Annotated in this window: 13 protein-coding genes; 8 read left to right on the top strand and 5 right to left on the bottom strand. The window is 69.9% G+C overall.

The annotated features are described in order from the left end of the window. Position 1: 1 nt before the first annotated feature. Entirely contained in the window at positions 2 to 598 is a 597-nt protein-coding gene (locus tag WU80_RS11205) for an alpha-ketoglutarate-dependent dioxygenase AlkB (RefSeq protein WP_197281202.1), read from the bottom strand. Positions 599 to 686: 88 nt separating this feature from the next. Here WU80_RS11205 and arcA point away from each other — a divergent pair, with 88 nt between their 5' ends. Further along, positions 687 to 1,901: an arginine deiminase gene (arcA, locus tag WU80_RS11200; RefSeq protein WP_055402635.1), complete on the top strand. Its 1,215-nt coding sequence runs from the start codon at positions 687 to 689 to the stop codon at positions 1,899 to 1,901. An 18-nt stretch (positions 1,902 to 1,919) separates the two neighbouring features. On the opposite strand, the gene WU80_RS11195 is transcribed toward arcA, so the two are convergent. Next, entirely contained in the window at positions 1,920 to 3,491 is a 1,572-nt protein-coding gene (locus WU80_RS11195; protein ID WP_055402636.1) for a dolichyl-phosphate-mannose--protein mannosyltransferase, read from the bottom strand. Between the two features lie 25 nt (positions 3,492 to 3,516). Between WU80_RS11195 and rsmI the strand changes: the two genes are divergently transcribed. Next, complete coding sequence (gene rsmI, locus WU80_RS11190) at positions 3,517 to 4,353, top strand: 16S rRNA (cytidine(1402)-2'-O)-methyltransferase (protein ID WP_055402638.1); 837 nt, start codon at positions 3,517 to 3,519, stop codon at positions 4,351 to 4,353. Positions 4,354 to 4,356: 3 nt separating this feature from the next. Here the strand turns inward: rsmI and WU80_RS11185 are convergent, their stop codons facing one another. Genes WU80_RS11185 through WU80_RS11175 form a run of 3 tightly spaced genes read right to left on the bottom strand, consistent with a single transcriptional unit; the run spans position 4,357 to position 7,740 of the window. Next, the gene (locus tag WU80_RS11185; protein ID WP_055402641.1) at positions 4,357 to 5,610 is read right to left on the bottom strand and encodes an aminodeoxychorismate synthase component I; all 1,254 of its coding nucleotides are present in this window, start codon (positions 5,608 to 5,610) and stop codon (positions 4,357 to 4,359) included. Positions 5,611 to 5,650: 40 nt separating this feature from the next. Continuing rightward, entirely contained in the window at positions 5,651 to 6,562 is a 912-nt protein-coding gene (locus WU80_RS11180; RefSeq protein ID WP_055402643.1) for an RNA polymerase sigma-70 factor, read from the bottom strand. Continuing rightward, positions 6,559 to 7,740 (bottom strand): NAD(P)/FAD-dependent oxidoreductase, encoded by a 1,182-nt coding sequence (locus WU80_RS11175; protein ID WP_055402644.1) that lies wholly within the window; start codon positions 7,738 to 7,740, stop codon positions 6,559 to 6,561. The genes WU80_RS11180 and WU80_RS11175 overlap by 4 nt, the downstream gene beginning before the upstream one ends. A 291-nt stretch (positions 7,741 to 8,031) precedes the next feature. Between WU80_RS11175 and WU80_RS11170 the strand changes: the two genes are divergently transcribed. From WU80_RS11170 to WU80_RS11145, 6 genes are all read left to right on the top strand, one after another. Next, positions 8,032 to 9,645, top strand: coding sequence for a hypothetical protein (locus WU80_RS11170; RefSeq protein ID WP_055402679.1), 1,614 nt, complete (start codon positions 8,032 to 8,034; stop codon positions 9,643 to 9,645). A 245-nt stretch (positions 9,646 to 9,890) separates the two neighbouring features. Then, on the top strand, positions 9,891 to 11,750 hold the full coding sequence (locus WU80_RS11165) for a bifunctional diguanylate cyclase/phosphodiesterase (RefSeq protein WP_055402646.1): 1,860 nt from the start codon (positions 9,891 to 9,893) through the stop codon (positions 11,748 to 11,750). Between the two features lie 10 nt (positions 11,751 to 11,760). Further along, the gene (locus tag WU80_RS11160) at positions 11,761 to 13,437 is read left to right on the top strand and encodes a hypothetical protein (protein WP_055402648.1); all 1,677 of its coding nucleotides are present in this window, start codon (positions 11,761 to 11,763) and stop codon (positions 13,435 to 13,437) included. Between the two features lie 162 nt (positions 13,438 to 13,599). After that, positions 13,600 to 15,057, top strand: a complete 1,458-nt coding sequence (locus WU80_RS11155) for a polysaccharide biosynthesis tyrosine autokinase (protein ID WP_055402650.1) — start codon at positions 13,600 to 13,602, stop codon at positions 15,055 to 15,057. Further along, positions 15,054 to 16,532, top strand: a complete 1,479-nt coding sequence (locus WU80_RS11150; RefSeq protein ID WP_055402652.1) for an O-antigen ligase family protein — start codon at positions 15,054 to 15,056, stop codon at positions 16,530 to 16,532. Before WU80_RS11155 ends, WU80_RS11150 begins: the two co-directional genes overlap by 4 nt. After that, positions 16,529 to 17,542, top strand: coding sequence for a glycosyltransferase family 4 protein (locus WU80_RS11145; protein ID WP_055402654.1), 1,014 nt, complete (start codon positions 16,529 to 16,531; stop codon positions 17,540 to 17,542). The genes WU80_RS11150 and WU80_RS11145 overlap by 4 nt, the downstream gene beginning before the upstream one ends. Positions 17,543 to 17,557 lie beyond the last annotated feature (15 nt).

The raw sequence follows: 17,557 nt of genomic DNA, 5'->3' as shown, positions 1-17,557 counted from the left end.
CTCAGCGCACGCCGCGCGGGCGGAACTGGATGCTGATGCGCGGGCCCACCGGCGCCGCCGTCTTGGGCACGGCGTGCTCCCAGGTGCGCTGACAGGATCCGCCCATCACCAGCAGGTCGCCGTGCGCCTGGGGCAGCCGCAACGACGGCCCGCCGCCGCGGCGGCGCATGGCGAACGTGCGGGTGGCGCCCAGGCTGATGATCGCCACCATGGTGTCCTCGGAGCTGCTGCGGCCGATGGTGTCGCCGTGCCAGGCCACGCTGTCGGACCCGTCTCGGTAGCAACACAATCCGACGGTGGTGAACGGTTCGCCGAGCTCGCCGGCATAGATGTCGTTGAGGCGGCGCCGCAGCCGGGCCAGCAGCGGGTGGGGCGGCTCGTCGACGGTGAGGTCGTGGAAGCTGACCAGCCGCGGCACGTCGACCACGCGGTCGTACATCTGCCGGCGTTCCTCCCGCCACGGGACCGCCGACAACAGGGCGTCGAGCAGGTCGTCCGCTTCGGCGAGCCAGCCGGCGCGGATTTCGATGAAGGCGCCGTCGCCGAGTTGTCGGCGCTCGGTGTGCTGGAACAGGGAGCCTTGTACCGCCATCTCCACGGCGCCCAGTCTATCGCACATCCGTTCGATGACCCGGGGCGCGCGGGGGGCGTGTGCCCGGACGGGCGGGTCGGGCGCGGTTACGGTTGTGGGTGTGGTCGACCTGGGCACCGATTCCGAGGTGGGAGCGCTGCGCGTCGTCATCCTGCACCGCCCCGGCGGCGAGTTGCGGCGGCTCAACCCGCGCAACATGGATCAGTTGCTGTTCGACGGGTTGCCCTGGGTGGCGCGCGCCCAAGACGAGCACGACCAGTTCGCCGAATTGCTGCGGTCCCGCGGCGTGCAGGTGCTGCTGTTATCGGACCTGCTGGCCGAGGCGCTGACCCACAGCGGGGCGGCGCGGATGCAGGGGGTGGCCGCGGCCGTCGACGCGCGTCGGCTGGGAGTTCCGCTGGCGCAATCTCTTTCGGCCTACTTGCGGGGGCTGGACCCGGGCCGGCTGGCCCAGGTGTTGATGGGCGGCATGACGTTCAACGAATTGCCGTCGGACATCCGGACCGACGTGTCGCTGGTGCTGCGCATGCACCAGGGGGCGGACTTTGTCATCGAGCCGCTGCCCAATCTGGTGTTCACCCGTGACTCGTCGATATGGATCGGCCCGCGGGTGGTGATCCCCACGCTGGCGCTGCGGGCCCGGGTGCGCGAGGCGTCGTTGACCGATCTGATCTACGCCCACCACCCGCGGTTCACCGGGGTGCGGCGCGCCTACGAGTCGCGCACCGCTCCCGTCGAGGGCGGCGACGTGCTGCTGCTCGCCCCCGGCGTGGTGGCGGTGGGCGTCGGTGAACGAACCACCCCGGCCGGCGCGGAAGCGTTGGCCCGCAGCCTCTTCGAGGACGGCCTGGCGAGCAAGGTGCTCGCCGTGCCGATCGCCCAGCGGCGCGCCCAGATGCACCTCGACACGGTGTGCACGCTGGTCGACACCGACACCGTGGTGATGTACGCCAACATCGTCGACACGCTGTCGGCGTTCACGATCGAGCGGACGCCGGAGGGCGTCGCGATCAGCGACGAGGCGCCGTTCCTGGAGGCCGCCGCCAAGGCGATGGAGATCGACCGGCTGCGCGTCATCGACACGGGACTGGACCCAGTCATCGCCGAACGCGAGCAGTGGGACGACGGCAACAACACCTTGGCGCTGGCCCCCGGCGTCGTCGTCGCCTACGAGCGCAACGCGCAGACCAACGCGCGGCTTGAGGACGCCGGCATCGAGGTGCTGACCATCGCGGGCTCCGAACTGGGCACCGGCCGCGGCGGGCCACGCTGCATGTCGTGTCCCGTCGCCCGCGACCCGGTGCGCTAGACGTCGACGCCGAAAACCTCAGCGCCAACTGGGCAGCCAGATCTCCATGTCCCAGGTCTGCTGCGAAATCGGCAGCCCGGTAAGCACCGGGAACAGCCAGGCGAAGTTGGTCACCACCAAAGCGACGTAACAGCACACCGCGATCAGCCCCAGCGTGCGCCGTTCGGAGCCCCCCATACCGCGGGCGCGGTTCGGCGGGTAGAGGATGTCCCCGCAGATCAGCGCGATCCCCATCACCAGGAACGGTGCCATCGTCGCCGCGTAGAAGAAGTACATCTGCCGGTCGATGTCGGCGAACCAGGGCAGCCACCCCGCGCAATAACCGGTCAGCACAACGGCATAACGCCAATCGCGGCGCACGAACGTGCGCCAGCACGCGTACAGCAGAACGGGCACCGCCAGCCACCACATCGCCGGCGTGCCCACAAGCATCTCCGCCTTGACGCACGACTGCGCACCGCACCCGGACACGTTCTGCTGATCGATCGCGTACAACACCGGCCGCAACGACATCGGCCAGCTCCACGGCTTGGACTCCCACGGGTGGTAGTTGCCGGCGGAGTTCGTCAGGCCCGCGTGGAATTGAAAAGCCTTGGCGCTGTAGTGCCATAGCGAGCGGATGGCGTCGGGCAGCGGTACCACCGAGTGCGGGCCGATCGACTGGCCCACCTCGTGGCGGTCGATCGCCGTCTCGGAGGCGAACCACGGCGCGTAGCTGGCCAGGTACACCGCGACCGGGATCAGGCCCAACGCATAACCGGTGGGCAGCAGATCGCGCCGCAACACCCCGAACCAGGGTCGTATCACCTGGTACTGGCGCCGCGCCGCCACGTCGAACGCCAACGACATCACGCCGAAGAACAGGACGAAATACAGGCCGGACCACTTTGTGCCGCAAGCCAATCCGAGCAGGACGCCGGCCAGGAAGCGCCACCACCGCACCCCCAACCGCGGACCCCACACCGTCGCGGTGGCCCGGCCCTCCAGCAGCGCGGCGTGCATGCGCTGGCGCACCTGATCGCGGTCGACGATTAGAGCGCCGAACGCGGCGACCACGAAGAACGTCAGGATGCCGTCGAGCAGGGCGGTCCGCGCGGCGACGAAGCTGACGCCGTCGCAGATCACCAGCACCCCGGCGATGGCGCCCACCAGCGTCGAGCGGCTGATCCGCCGCACGATCCGCGTCACCAGCACCACCAGCACGACGCCCAGCAGGGCGCCGGTGAACCGCCAGCCGACCCCGTCGTACCCGAAGATCCCCTCGCCGATCGCGATCAGCTGCTTGCCGACCGGCGGGTGGACCACCAGGCCGAACCCGGGGTTGTCCTCCACCCCGTGGTTGTGCAGCACCTGCCAGGCCTGCGGCGCGTAGTGCTTCTCGTCGAAAACGGGTGTGCCGGCATCGGTCGGCGACCCGAGATTGAGGAACCGGGTGATCGTCGCCAGCACGGCGATCACGCCCGTGACGACCCAGCCGCGGATGTGATCGGTCGGCCCGAAGTCGGCCACCGGAACCATCGGCCCCGGGCTGACGACGGGCACGACATGCTCGGGGCCGGCGACCAAGGATTCGCGGGGCGGGGCGGACATCGGTGTCGATCGTAGGCTGTCCGACATGACCACTGGCCGCCTGTTGCTGGCCGCGACCCCGTTGGGCCAGCCGTCGGACGCATCCCCCCGGCTCATCGACGCCCTCGCCCACGCCGACGTGGTGGCCGCCGAGGACACCCGGCGCGTCCGCACCCTGGCGAAAGCCCTGGACGTGACCATCGGCGGCCGCGTCATCAGCCTGTTCGACCGGGTCGAGGCGGCCCGGGTGGAATCGCTGATCGCCGCGCTGAAGGCCGGGGCGACGGTGTTGGTGGTCAGCGACGCCGGGATGCCGGTGATCAGCGACCCCGGCTTCCGGCTGGTCGCGGCCTGCGTGGACGCCGACCTGCCGCTGACCTGCCTGCCCGGCCCGTCGGCGGTGATGACGGCGTTGGCCCTGTCGGGCCTGCCGGCGGAGAAGTTCTGCTTCGAGGGGTTCGCGCCCCGCAAGAGGGCGGCGCGGCGGGCCTGGCTGGACTCGCTGGCCGACGAGCGGCGCACCTGCGTGTTCTTCGAATCGCCGCGCCGGCTGGCCGCGTGTCTGCGCGACGCCGTCGACCAGCTCGGCGGCGCCCGGCGCGCGGCCATCTGCCGGGAGCTGACCAAGGTGCACGAGGAGGTGGTGCGCGGGTCGCTGGACGAGCTGGCGGCGTGGGCGGACGACGGGGTCCTCGGCGAGATCACCGTCGTGCTGGCTGGCGCCACCCCGCGCGCCGACCTGCCGGCGCTGGTCGAGCGGGTCGAGGAGCTGGTGGCCGGGGGTGCGCGCGTCAAGGACGCGTGCGGCGAGGTGGCCGCCGCTCATCCGGGGGTGCGTTCGCGGCAGCTCTACGACGCGGTCCTGCAGTCGCGCCGCGGGTGAGGATCAGCCGGCCGAGAACGCGGCGGCGATGCGGGGCTGCCCGACGATCGGCGACGCCTTGTGCAGGCATTCGGCCCATTCGGCGTCGGGATCGGAATCGGCGGTGATCCCCCCGCCGACGCCCAGCACGGCCCCACCGGCGGCATCGAACTCGACGGTGCGGATGGCGACGTTCAATTCGCAACCCGCCACGGGGGAGGCCAAACCGACTGTCCCACAGTATATTCCGCGACGACGCGGTTCCCACTGCGAGAGCAGTTGGCGCGCGCGGTGTTTGGGCGTCCCGGTGACCGACGCCGGCGGGAACGCGGCGTCCAGCAACGCCGAGGTCGGCAGGTCGACGGGGACCCGCGCCGAGACCGTCGAAACCAGGTGCCACACCCCGGGGGCGCGGCGCACCACCAACAATTCGGGCACGGTGACGGTGCCGACGGTCGCCACCCGGCCGAGGTCGTTGCGCACCAGGTCGACGATCATGATGTTCTCGGCCACCTCTTTCGCCGACGCCCGCAGCGCCGACGGCCAGGCGTCCAGGGGCAGGGTGCCCTTGATCGGGCTGGACGTCACGAGGGTCCCGCGCCGCCGCAGGAAGAGCTCCGGGGATAGCGACGCCACCGCGCCCCACGGCCCGGCGACATAGGCCGCCCGCGCCGGGGAGGTGCGCGCGATGCCCTCGGCGAAGAAGTCCAGCGGGGCGCCGTCGACCCTCCCGATGAATTGGGTGCACACGCACGCCTGGTAGACCTCGCCGGCGCGGATGGCCTCCAGGCAGTTCTGCACGCCGTCGCGGTGGGCCACCCGGTCGGCGGGGCCCCAGTCGATCCGGCACTCGCGCGCCGGTGGCGGCGCCGTCGCCAGCGCGGCGGCCAGCCAGTCCGGCATCGCCGCGCCCGACAGGCTCTCGTACCACCACTGGCCGTCCCGGTCGCGGCGCAGGACGCAATCGGTCCAGCCGCCCGCGGCTTCGGGAATCCGGTGCGGCCCGCCGTCGGTGCCGGGATCGGGATAGGAGAGGTAGCCGATCCAGCCACCGCCCACCGCGGGGGAGTCGGCCGGCTGGGCGCCCAGCCGGACCGCGAAGGCCGCGTCGAGATCGACCGGCTGCGCGGAGACGCTCGGGGCGATCACCGCGAGCGCGCCGAACCAGTCGCCGGTCAGCGCGGCCGGCGGCGGCAGGCCGCACCGGGCCGTGGCGGCGCCGACGGCGCGCAGCACCTGGGGTACGGCGCCGAGGTCGCCGAGCCGGTCGATACGCACCGACCTAGCTTGACAGAAGTGCGGCCGTTCGCACCCCGGCCTACCCGCGGCTGACGTCGCGGGCCGTCGCCAGGGCCGTCAGCTTGTCCGGGTTGCGGGTCACGTAGAAGTTGGTGATCTTGTCGTTCGCGATCTCCAGCGTGATCACCCCTTCGAGCTGGTCGCCGAGGTAGAGCAGCACGGCCGGGGCGCTGTTGCAGGTGACCATGTCGACGCGGAAGCCCTCGATCGCCGTTGCCTTGCGGATCAGGCCGACGATGGCCCGGGCCACCCGCTCGGCGCCCACCACCGGCCGGCGGGCCGCGCTGACCTTGCCGCCGCTGTCCGCCGTCCACGTGGCCTCGGGGGCGAGCAGCGTCATCAGCGTCTGGACGTCACCGCTGGCGGCCGTCTGCAGGAATTGGGCGGTGATCTGCGCGTTGCGTTGCGGGTCGGTCGCGTCGAACCTCTTCCGCCGCGCCCGCACGTGTTCACGCGCCCGGTGGGCCACCTGCCGCACCGTCGGCGCCGGCCTGCCCACCGCCTCGGCGATCTCGGCATAGTCGAAGCCGAACACCTCGCGCAGCACGAACACCGCGCGCTCGTCGGGGCTCAGCGTTTCCAGTAAGACCAGCATCGCCATCGAAATCGATTCCGCCAGAACGACATCCGCGGAGGGGTCCTGCTCGTCGAGGAGCAGCGGCTCCGGCAGCCACGGGCCCACGTACTCCTCGCGTCGGCGCGCGTCGGCGCGCAGCGCGTTGAGCGCCTGGCGGGTGACCAGCTGGGCCAGGTAGGACTTGGTGTCGCGCACCGTCGACAGGTCGACCGCGGCCCACCGCAGATAGCTGTCCTGCAGCACATCGTCGGCCTCGGTCGCCGAGCCCAGCATCTCGTAGGCGATGGTGAACAGCAGCGGCCGCAGCATGGTGAACCGTGCCGCGTGCTCGCTGCCGTCCTGTGCGTGCGTCATCGGAGGGCGGTCTCCGCCGGCGCCTGCGCGGGCCTCTTGCCGCCCTTGATCCAGAGATACGAGCCGGGCTTGGCGACCTCGCGCCGAATCGCCCATAGCGTGCCCTTGCACACGGCCTCCTTGATGGACGCGGCCGTCCGGCCGCCCACCACCACGTTCACCGGGGTGTCGTCGGTACGCGCCAATTGCACCGTGCCGAAGGAGCGGCCCAGGCTGATGCACTGGCCGGCGAACGCCTGGCTCAGCGGCGCGGGCGCCTCCCCGGCGATGCGGCTGAGCACGGTGTTGGCGGCCTGCGCGCCCAGCGGCCCGGCCGCCTGGCAGCTCATCCGCAGCGGCTGCCCCGAGGGCGCGACCGCATCGCCGGCCGCGACGACGTACGGGTCGTCGATGCTGGTCAGCGTCTCGTCGGTGAGCAGCCGGCCCAGCGCGTCGGTGCTCAGGCCGCTGCGCGCCGCCAGGTCGGGCACCGTGAACCCGGCCGTCCAGATGGTCGCCGCGCTGGGCAGCGCGGCGCCGTCGCTGCACACCACCTCGTCCCAGCGCACCTCGGCCACCGCCACGAATTCCAGCACGTTGACACCGAAACCGCGCAGCCGCTTGGCCACCGAGCGACGCCCCCGCTTGCTCAGCGACGGGCCGAGGGTGCCGCCGCAGACCAGGGTCACCCGCCGGCCCTGTTCGGCCAGCTCCGCGGCCGTCTCGATTCCGGTCAGGCCACCGCCGACGACGGTGACGGGCGCGGACAGCGGCAGGTCGGCCAGCGCGTAACGCAATCGCTGCGCGCTCTCCAAGTCGGCCACCGAATGGGCGAAGTCCACCAACCCGGGCACGGTCGACGGCGCCGCCCCCGTGCTGCCGACGGCGTAGATCAGGTAGTCGTAGTCGAGTTCGGCGCCCGAGCCCAGCAGGACCCGCCGCGCGGCGGCGTCGATGCGGTCGACGGTGTCGACGACCAGCTCGATACCGTCGGCCAGCAGCGTCGCGTAGTCCGCGGTCGCGGCGCCGGTGTCGGCGACCAACTGGTGCAAGCGGATTCGCTCCACGAAGACGGGGCGGGGGTTCACCAGGGTGACGTCGACGTCCGGACGCTGCCGCAGGTGATTCGCGGCTAGGGTTCCGGCGTATCCGCCTCCGACCACGACGACATGAGTTTTCTGTGCGGCCACCTCGGTCATTGCTGTCTCCTGTTCTTACGGGCCTGATGCCCTTGAGACACCGCGGGCTCCCCGAGCGTGACAGGGTCGCCCACATTGTGACCCGTCTCACTGACGCCGCTTCGCGGGGCGGGGCCGGCCGCGCGGTGCGTGTTACGCTGCGCTACGCCAATTCGTGACCTGCCCCGCGTCGGATACACGCACCAGATAACCCAGGTAGTAGGGGGCCATTTCGAGGTCCATCGGTGTGTGTTGGGAGAAGCAACCGTGAAGACGAGGAAGAGCGCGCTGGTCGCTGCCGTGTGCACGGCCATGGTGCTGAGCGGGTGCGGCGACAAGAGCGATCCCGGGCCGCTGTCGGCGATGGTCAGTCCGGCCATCCCGCCGAGCGCTCAAGAGATTCCCAACCCGTTGCGCGGCCAGTACGAAGAAGGCTTGAATCCGCTTTTCCCGCAAGGCAATTCCGCTCAGCAGCGGTACGCCGCCTGGCCGGCGTCGTACGACGCCAGCCTGCGGGTGTCGTGGCGGCAGTTGCAGCCCGTCGACCCGCGCACGCTGCCCCCCGACGCTCCCGATGACCGCAAGTTCGACTTCAGCGCGATCGACGACGCGCTGGCGAAGGTCGGCAGCCGCAACATGCGGCTGACCCTCGGCGTGTACGCGTACAAATCCTGTTGCAACGATTCCTATCCGGGCAACACCAATATCGCGATTCCGGACTGGCTGCGCCCGGCGGCCACCAGCTATCCCTCGCCGCCCAACAGTCCGGCCCCGGGTGTCACGCAGGTCGTGCCGAACTGGAACGACCCCGACTACCTGAACAACTTCGGGCAGTTGCTGGCCGCGCTCGGCCGGCGCTACGACGGCGATGAGCGCCTGAGCGTGTTCGAGTTCTCCGGATACGGCGACTTCGGCAAGACCAGCCTCGCCTACCTGCGCGACGCGCTCGGCGCGCCGGGGCCCGGCCCGGACGACAGCCTGCCGAAGTTGGGCTACTACAGCCAGTTTCGCGATCAGAGCATCACCAAGGCGGCCATCGGGCAGTTGGTCGCGGCCAACGTCGGCGCGTTCGGCCACACCCAACTGGTGGTCGCCGCCGAGAATCCGGAGATCACCCGCGAATTGTTCGCCGACGACGTGACGAAAAAACTGTCCGCGCCGGTCGGCATCCGCGCGGATTGCCTTGGCGTGCAGTCGCCCCTGCCGGAATGGGCCGAGTCCAGCGACTCGCACTACGTGCGGTTCAACGACGCGGCCGTCGCCGCGATCAAACAACGGCTCACCTCGGCGCTGGTGATCAGCCAGTGGTGCCGGTTGCCCAACGGAACCGACCCGCGGTCCTACTACGAGAAGGCCCTGCACGACGTCGTCAAGTACCACGTCTCGATGACGTCGAGCGCCAACTTCCCGGACCGGGACGCGACGTCGGCGATGGACCCCAAGCTGTACCTGCTCTGGGCAAAGGCGAACACCTCCGCCGGCTACCGCTACTCGGTGGAGGCCAAGCCGGGGTCGCAGTCGATCCAGGGCAAGGTCGCGTCCATCTCCGTGGTCTGGACCAACTACGGCTCCGCGGCGGCCACCGAGCGGTGGGCGCCCGGTTACAAGCTGGTCGACTTCTCCGGCGCCGTGGTCCGCACCATCCCGGCGGCGGTCAATCTCAAGACGCTGGTCCACGACGACTCCAGCCAGTCCCGCGAGGAGGCGGTGCCGGAGTCGACGGCCGAGTCGGTGCGCGTCGACGTGACGGGGCTCGCGCCCGGCCACTACACGCTGCGCGCGTCGGTGGAATGGCAGCAGCACAAGCCGGGCGCCGCGCACGTGGTGAACTACGCGCCGATGGCGCTGGCCCGCGACGGGCGCGACGGATCCGGTCTGTACCCGATCGCGACGCTCGACATAGCTAACGACGCCGCGTCGGCCTGACCGGTCTTTCGTGGCGTCCACCAGCGTCGACCGGACCGGGCCGAAAGTTCTTCGTTAGCCCAGTTGGGGCGGGTCGTGCGTGATACGTTCTGCTGACCAAAACGGATCGTTGGCCCGCCCGGTCCAAATACGCCCGACAGACAGCCAAGCGAACCCAAAGGGCCCGCCGATGCGCATCGACGCGCAGTTGACGGGAATTCGCCATCGCGACCGCTCCTGGATGTTTGCCCTTACCGGAGGAGACCGTGCCGCGCAGCCTGGACCTAGTCGTCACCTCCGTTGCCACACAGCTGATGGAGGCAACGGCGACCACGGCCGCCCAGGTGAGCGCCAAGGTACTCGAGCAGCTCGTCGAGCAGTTCGATGTCGACGCCAGCTTCCTGCGCCACCTCGACCCCCACACCGGGACCTCGGCGCTGGTCGCCGAGTGGCCGCCGCGAACGGACGCCGGGGAACCGGATCCGACGGCGTTCGCCCAGCTGGACATCGCCGAGTCGGTGCTGGCGCAGTGCCGGGAGGCGCGCAAACCCGTGGTGGTCCGGCCGGCGCAGTCCAAACGCTATTTCCGGCGCAGGCTGGGCGCCAAGGTACAGGCCTCGCCCTCGGTGGCCGCCGCGCCGCTGGTGTCGGGTGAGACGACCACCGGCTTGCTCGGCTTCGTCAAGTTCGGCGCCCGCAAGTGGCTGCAAGAGGAGATCAACACGCTCGAGGCCGTCGCCGCGTTGTTCGCGCAGCTGCAGGCGCGCATCGCGGCCGAGGAGAAGCTCCGCTATCTGGCCGAGCACGACGACCTGACCGGCCTCTATAACCGCCGCGCCCTGGTCGCGCACCTGTCCGAGCGGCTCCTGACGGGACGCCCGGGGCCCGTCGCGGTCCTGTACCTCGACCTCGACCGGCTCAAGCCGATCAACGACTACCTCGGCCACACCGCCGGCGACTGGTTCATCCGAGTCTTCGCGCAGCGCATCCGGATCTGCGCGCCGAACAGCACGATCGCCCGGTTGGGCGGCGACGAGTTCGTCGTCGTCCCCGACGAGCCGATGTCGCCGGAGGACGCGGAATCGTTCGCCCAGCGCCTGTCGACCATGCTGTGCGAGCGCCTGGCCATCGGCGGTCACGTGATCAGCCGCACGGTCAGCATCGGGCTGGCGGTGGGCACCCCGGGCCGCGACAACTGCACCGACCTGCTCCGTCGCGCCGACGAGGCGGTGCTGACGGCCAAACGCGCGGGCGGCAACCAGATCGCGATGTCCACCGACGACATGTCCCTCAAACGCGCGTTCCGCAACGACATCGAGCTGCATCTGCAAGGCGACATCGGCAGCGAAGCGCTGTTGCTGCACTACCTTCCGGAGGTCGACCTGTCGACGGGCGCCGTCGTGGGGGCCGAGGCGCTGGTGCGTTGGCGGCACCCGATCTGGGGGCTGCTGTTGCCGGACTCGTTCATCGGGATCGCGGAATCGACCAACCTGGCGGGGGAGTTGGGCCGCTGGGTGATGCGCACCGCGTGCGCCGACTTCAGTCGCTGGCAGGCCAACGGCGTCGGCCGGGGAACCGTCATGCGGATCAATGTGTCGCCCATCCAGCTCATCACCGCCGGGTTCGTGCGCGACGTCGCCAACACCATCGACGAGTTCGGCCTCGAACCCGGCTCGGTGTGCCTGGAGATCACCGAGCGCGCCGTGGTGCACGACATCGACACCACGCGAAAGACGTTGGCGGAGCTCAAGGAGATCGGGGTCCAGCTGGCCATCGACGACTTCGGCACCGGCTATGCGGTGTTGTCGCACCTGAAGTCCCTGCCGGTCGACATGCTCAAGATCGACACGGGGTTCGTGCGCGACCTGGGCAACAACGCCGGTGATCTGGCGATCGTGCGCGCCATCATCGGGCTGGCCGAGGCGTTCGGTCTGGACGTGGTCGCCGAGGGAGTTGAAACACCCGTCGCAGCAACGACTTTGGTGCAACACGGGTGCCGCCGGGCGCAGGGCTTCCTGTTGTCGCGGCCCGTCCCCGGCGATGCGATGGAAGCCCTACTGGCCGCGCGCTGGCTGTCGCTGCCGTTTTTGGCCGACCGCAAGGCGTTGCCGACGGGCACCATCTAGCATCGCAGCGATGGCCCGAACAATCAGAAGACGCGTGGCGGCGATTGTCGCGTGCGCGGCCTTGGTGCTGAGCGGATGCGGCGGCCACAGCGACCCCGATCCGTTGTCCGCGGTGATCAGTCCGGCCATCCCGCTGAACGTGCAGGAGGTCTCGAATCCCCTGCGCGGTCAGTACGAAGACCTCCTGATGCCGCTTTTCCCGCAAGGCAATTCCGCTCAGAAGCGGTATCCGGCGTGGCCGGCCTCCTACGACGCCAGCTTGCGCGTCTCGTGGCGCCAGCTGCAGCCCGTCGACCCGGGCACGCTGCCCGCCGACGCCCCCGACGACAAGAAGTTCGACTTCAGCGTGATCGACGACGCGCTGGCCAAAGTGGCGAGCCGGAACATGCGGCTCACCCTTCGCGTGTTCGCCTACAGCTCCTGTTGCGACACCACCTACCCGAACAACACGAACATCGCGATTCCGGACTGGATGCGTCCCGCGTCCACCAGCTATACGGGGCCGCAACGATACTGGTGGACGCCCGGGGTGGCCCAGGTGGTGCCGAACTGGAACGATTCGGCCTACCTCAACGCCTTCGGTCAGCTGCTCGCCGCGCTCGGCCGCCGCTACGACCGCGACGAGCGGCTCAGCGTCTTCGAGTTCTCCGGCTACGGGGACTTCAGCGAGAACCACATCGCCTACCTGCGCGACACGCTGGGTGCGCCCGGCCCCTTACCCGAAGAGAGCATCGCAAAGCTGGGCTACTACAGCCAGTTTCGTGACCAGAGCATCACCAAGGCGGCCATCGGCCAGCTCGTCGCGGCGAACGTGAATGCCTTCCCGCACACGCAGTTGGTGACCACCGCGCTGAACCCGGAGATCGTCCGCGAGTTGCTCGCCGACGACGTCACCAAGCGGGTCTCCGCGCCGGTGGGCATCCGCTCGGATTGCCTGGGCGTCTATGCGCCGTTGCCGGTCTGGGCCGAATCCGACGGCTCCTACTACGTGCACACGAAGGATCCGCTCGTCACCCAGCTGAAGGACCGGCTGGCCTCGGCGTTGGTGATCACCGAGTGGTGCCAGCTGCCCGAGGGCACCAGCCCGCGGTCCTACTACGAGAAGGGCCTGCGCGACGTCGTCAAGTATCACGTGTCGATGACCTCGAGTTTCAACTTTCCGGCGGTGGATTCGACCACCCCGATGGACCCGGCGTTGTACCTGCTGTGGGCGCAGGCCAACGTCGCGGCGGGCTATCGATACTCCGCGGAGGCTCGGCAGGGATCGCAATCGGTCCGCGACGGGGTGGCGAGCATATCGGTGGCGTGGACCAATTACGGGTCGGCGGGGGCGATCGAGAATTGGGTGCCCAGCTACCGGTTGGTGGATTTCTCCGGGGCGGTGGTCCGCACGCTGCCGACGGGGGTGGCCTTGAAGAAGCTGGTGGGGTCCGGCGACAACGCCGGAAATCAGCCGGCCCCGGCGTCGTTCACCGAAACGGTGACCGTCGACATGGCGGGGTTGGCGCCGGGGCATTACACGCTGCGCGCTTCCGTGGATTGGCAACAGCACAAGCCCGACGCGTCGCACGTGGTGAACTATCCGCCGATGCGGCTGGCGCGCTACGGGCGTGACGAAACCGGCGGGTATCCGCTGGCGACGCTCGACTTGCCGCGCGATGCGCTGACATCCGGCCCGCCCCAATGATGCTGGCCGCCAGCAAATGCGTCGACCGCGCGGACGACAAGGCTTTGCGATTAGGTCGATGCTGCATGGCCGTTGCTGCATAATGTGCACTGGGCTTTGCGCGGCTGGCGCAAAGCAAATCGAATTCGACGCCGGGTGGCGTCGGCCCAGAAAGGTTAGTGGATGGATTTCCGCACCTTTGTCCGGACGCTGCTCACGCATTGGAAACTCGCCCTCGGTGCCTTGCTGGCATGCACGATCGGTGCCGCGGCCGTCACGGCGTTGCAGACCAAGCACTATCAGTCGACTGCCACCATCCTCATTTCGTTCCCCGGTGCCACGGACCTCACCGAGCTGTACAACGGAACGCTGACCGCGCAGGAGCGGTTGTCGTCCTACGCGCAGATCGCCGGCGGACGGACGGTCGCCGAGCGCGCGGTCAACCAGCTCCAGGTCCCGATCAGCCCCGACGTCCTGGTGACGCAGACCCAGGTGAAATACACCGCGAAATCCATGCTTTTCACGATCACCGTGAAGGACACCGACCCGAACCGGTCCGCGGCGCTGGCCGGAGCGATGGCCGATCAGTTCGCCGCGCTGGTCCCCACGCTCGGCGCGACCACGGGCCCCAACAGTCGTCCCGCGCCGGTGACCCCCGGGGTGCGGCCCGACAACGGTGAGCCGAATCCGCCCGCGCCCCAACCGTCGGAGACACCCGGACAACCTGCGGCCAAGCCGCTGCCGGTGGCCCGGGCAAGGGTGGTGGAGGCGCCGCGGGTGCCCGATCATCCGGTCACGCCGGTGCCGGTGCGCAACATGGCGATGGGATTCGTCGCCGGGATACTTCTGGCCATCGCGGTGGCGGTGGCCCGTGAGGCCAACGATCGCACGGTGCGCTCGCGGGAGAAGCTCGAACAACTTTCGGGCCTGCCGACTTTGGCCGAGCTGCCCGGCCGGCGCGGCAACACCCCGCGGTTCGGCGTCGACTCCGCCCTCGACGATGCCGTGCGGGGCCTGCGCGCCCGGCTGCTCAGGGCGATGGGGTCCGACGCCCGCCGCGTGTTGGTGGCGGCGGCGTTCGGCGGGGAGGGGACCACCACCACGGCGCTCAACCTGTCGCTGGCGCTGGCCGAGATCGGTGAAGACGTGTTGCTCGTCGAGGGCGACACGCGCCGGCACGTGATCGCCGGATTGCTGCGCGTCGAGTCGGGGGAGGGCCTGGCCAACGCCCTGGCCAATCCCGAAATAGCGGGCGAAGCGGTGAAACCCACGCCGATCGCCAAGCTGTTCATCCTCGCGTCCCGATCCGCGCGCCGCGAGACCCCGCCGTCCAGCGCGTTTCTGCCGGAAGTCATCGACAGGGTGCTGCTGGACCTGTCGTCACGCTTCGACCGCATCGTGGTCGACGGCCCCCCGGTGCTGGCGACCGCCGACAGCGGCCTGCTGGCCGGCGCGGTGTCGGCCACCGTGTTGGTGGTGCGGGCGCGCCGGACCACCGTCGACGAGCTCAATGACGCGCTCACCGCCCTGCGCTCGGCGGGCGCGCACGTTGTCGGCACCGTGTTGACCGACGCCAGGCCGTCCCTGCACATCCGGGCCGCGACCAAGACCTACCGGACGAAGGTCAGCGGGCCAGCGTGATTCCCTACCTGCCCGGTCGCCCCCGCCTGGCAGTAGACGGCGTCCTGCTGACGGTATTCCTGTTCGGCTGCTTCATCTTTGGTGTGCTCTCCGTCCGCCGGACCACCGAGGGGGCGTTGCTGATCGCCGCGACGTTCTGCCTGGTGGTCTACTGGGTGAAGCGCGAGGGGCTGGCGGGGGTGACGCTGTTCTTGGCCTTCGCCGCGCTGCCGGAGGGCTTGCACATCGGCAAAGTCATTGGCCCGCTGGCGATTTACGCGTACCAGGTGGCCGCAGTGCTTGCGATCTGCTACCTGCTGCCGATCGTGAAACCGCGTGCCAAGGAATTCCTGCTGCCCGCGATGTTCGCGCTGACCGTCGTGTACTTCACCGTGGTCGGGTTGCAGATGGGACACGATCCGACGATGGTGCTGCACGAGTCGACGACCCTGATCGAAATGGTCGTCGGGTTCGTGCTGGCGCTGTTGATCGTGTACGGCGGATACCTCAAATTCTGCATCCGGGTGATGGTCGTGACGCTGTGGTTTTCGGCCGGCATGGCGATCATCAGCTCGTTGCATGCGATCCGGCTCGCGGGGCGGGCGGAGAGCCTGGAGGGGGCGACGGGCGCCGGTCAGGCCCTGCGGATCGTGCTGTCCACCCAGACCCCGGCCACCGCCGCGTTGACCGCCCTGGTCGCCGCGTCGATCATCGGCCGGGTCAGGCCCGCAATGTATTTCGCCTTCGGACCGCCCGCGCTGATCATTTCGCTGCTGGCGTTCTCCCGGAACACGCTGATCGCCGTCGCGGTGGGCGCGGCCGTCGCCTTCCTGACCACCTTCGGCTGGCCGGCCCTGCGCCGCTCGGCCATGGTCGCCGCCGTCAGCGCGGGTGTCTTCGCGCTGACCGTGCCGGGATCGCTGTTCCTGCTTCAGCATTCGGAGGCGGGGTCCTGGCTCAGCGATCAGTTCACGGCGTTCAATCAGCGGGTGCTGGGCGGTGTTTCGGCGAGTGCGCTCGCCACCGACGAATCGACGCTGGACCGGTTGCGCGAAGTCGCCCGCCTCAACGCCGCGATCGCGCAGGCCCCGGTGTTCGGCCATGGCCTGGGTTACGCCTACCAACTGCCCTCCGGGAACGATCCGAAGGCCTTCGCCTGGACTTTGGGGCCCACCTACTCGCACCTCTTCTACCAATGGTGGCTGGCCAAGGCCGGTGCCGTGGGCATGGCGGCGTTCGCGTGGTTCGCGTTGACGCCGGTGGTCAGGGCGGTGCGCTGCGCGACCGTTCCGGCGAAGATCAGCGCGGCGGTGTGCGCCGGTCTGCTGGCGATATCCGCCGTCTGGCCGCTGCCCGAAATGCCCATGGACGCACTGGCATTGGGCCTGGCGCTCGGGACGGCCACGGGGTTCGCCGGGCTGCCCCGCAGGAACCGGGAAGCGGACGGCGCCGACACCGACGGCGCGCCGGCGCTGGCCGGCGCCGGACGGCAATGATCGCGGTCACGCACGTCGGTCCCGACATGTACAGCTTCGGCGGGACGCAGTCGGTTATCCGGGTCATCCGCGACAACCGCATCGGCGCCGATGAGATCCGCGTGCTGTCGACCTGGAACGGGCGCCATCACGCCAGGAACCTGGTGCTCACCGCCCGCGCGGGCGCCGCGCTGGCGCGGTCACCGCGCGCCAGCATCGTGCACTTCCACATGTCGAACGGGGGCGCCTGGCTACGTGAGGGGCCGCTGATTCGACTCGCGAGAGCCCGGGGATTCCGGGTCATCGTCACTATCCACGGCTCCGACTTCCCCCAGTTCTCCCGGTCGCGCCCCCGCTTCGTGGGCAGCACGCTGAGCAAGGCGGACCATGTCATCGTCTTGTCGGAGGAGGCGCGCGCGGCCGTGAAATGGATTGCGCCCACGGTGAAGGTGTCGGTCGTGGCCAACCCGATCGTCATCGATTGGGACGCACCGGGGGCCGGCTCGACCCCGCCGGTGGTGCTTTTCGCGGGCACCATCGGCCGCCGCAAGGGCGTCGACACGCTGGTCGCGGCGTGGCGGCTGCTGCTGGCCGACGGCATCGAAGGGCATTGCCGCATCGTGGGTCTCGTCGACGACTACACGCCGCCGCCCACCGAGCGGCTGACGGTGGAGCCCCCGGTGCATCCGGACGACGTCCGCGATCTGCTCCGCTCGGTGCGGGTGGTGACGCTCCCGTCGTTCGCCGAGGGAATGCCGATGATCCTGACCGAGGCGCTGGCCGGCGCGCGACCCTTCGTGGCGACCCCGGTCGGCGGCACAGCCGAAATCGCCTCCGACCCCGGCATGCTCGTCCCCGTCGGTGATGCGCCCGCCCTGGCGGCGGCGATCGGCCGGTACCTGCGCGACCCGGAACTGGCCGAGCGGGACGGCCGGCGGGGTCAGGAACACATCGCGGCCACCCGGAGCCCGGAAATCATCGACGCGCAGCTTCGCCGGATCTATGAGGGTTGCGGTGTTGGGGCAGGTTGAGCTCGAGGGGCCGCG

Origin of the sequence: Mycobacterium sp. UM_11 (genome assembly GCF_001414075.1) — a bacterium.
Classification (GTDB): domain Bacteria; phylum Actinomycetota; class Actinomycetes; order Mycobacteriales; family Mycobacteriaceae; genus Mycobacterium.
The sequence above is the reverse complement of the archived record's forward strand: the minus strand, read 5'-3'. Positions and strand labels throughout refer to the sequence as shown.

What these genes read in the sequence shown, in the direction of transcription:
- WU80_RS11195 (WP_055402636.1), bottom strand. Translation starts at nt 3,491, where the DNA reads ATGTCCGCCCCGCCCCGCGAATCCTTGGTCGCCGGCCCCGAGCATGTC.
- rsmI (WP_055402638.1), top strand. Translation starts at nt 3,517, where the DNA reads ATGACCACTGGCCGCCTGTTGCTGGCCGCGACCCCGTTGGGCCAGCCG.
- WU80_RS11180 (WP_055402643.1), bottom strand. Translation starts at nt 6,562, where the DNA reads ATGACGCACGCACAGGACGGCAGCGAGCACGCGGCACGGTTCACCATG.
- WU80_RS11175 (WP_055402644.1), bottom strand. Translation starts at nt 7,740, where the DNA reads ATGACCGAGGTGGCCGCACAGAAAACTCATGTCGTCGTGGTCGGAGGC.
- WU80_RS11170 (WP_055402679.1), top strand. Translation starts at nt 8,032, where the DNA reads ATGGTGCTGAGCGGGTGCGGCGACAAGAGCGATCCCGGGCCGCTGTCG.
- WU80_RS11160 (WP_055402648.1), top strand. Translation starts at nt 11,761, where the DNA reads ATGGCCCGAACAATCAGAAGACGCGTGGCGGCGATTGTCGCGTGCGCG.
- WU80_RS11155 (WP_055402650.1), top strand. Translation starts at nt 13,600, where the DNA reads ATGGATTTCCGCACCTTTGTCCGGACGCTGCTCACGCATTGGAAACTC.
- WU80_RS11145 (WP_055402654.1), top strand. Translation starts at nt 16,529, where the DNA reads ATGATCGCGGTCACGCACGTCGGTCCCGACATGTACAGCTTCGGCGGG.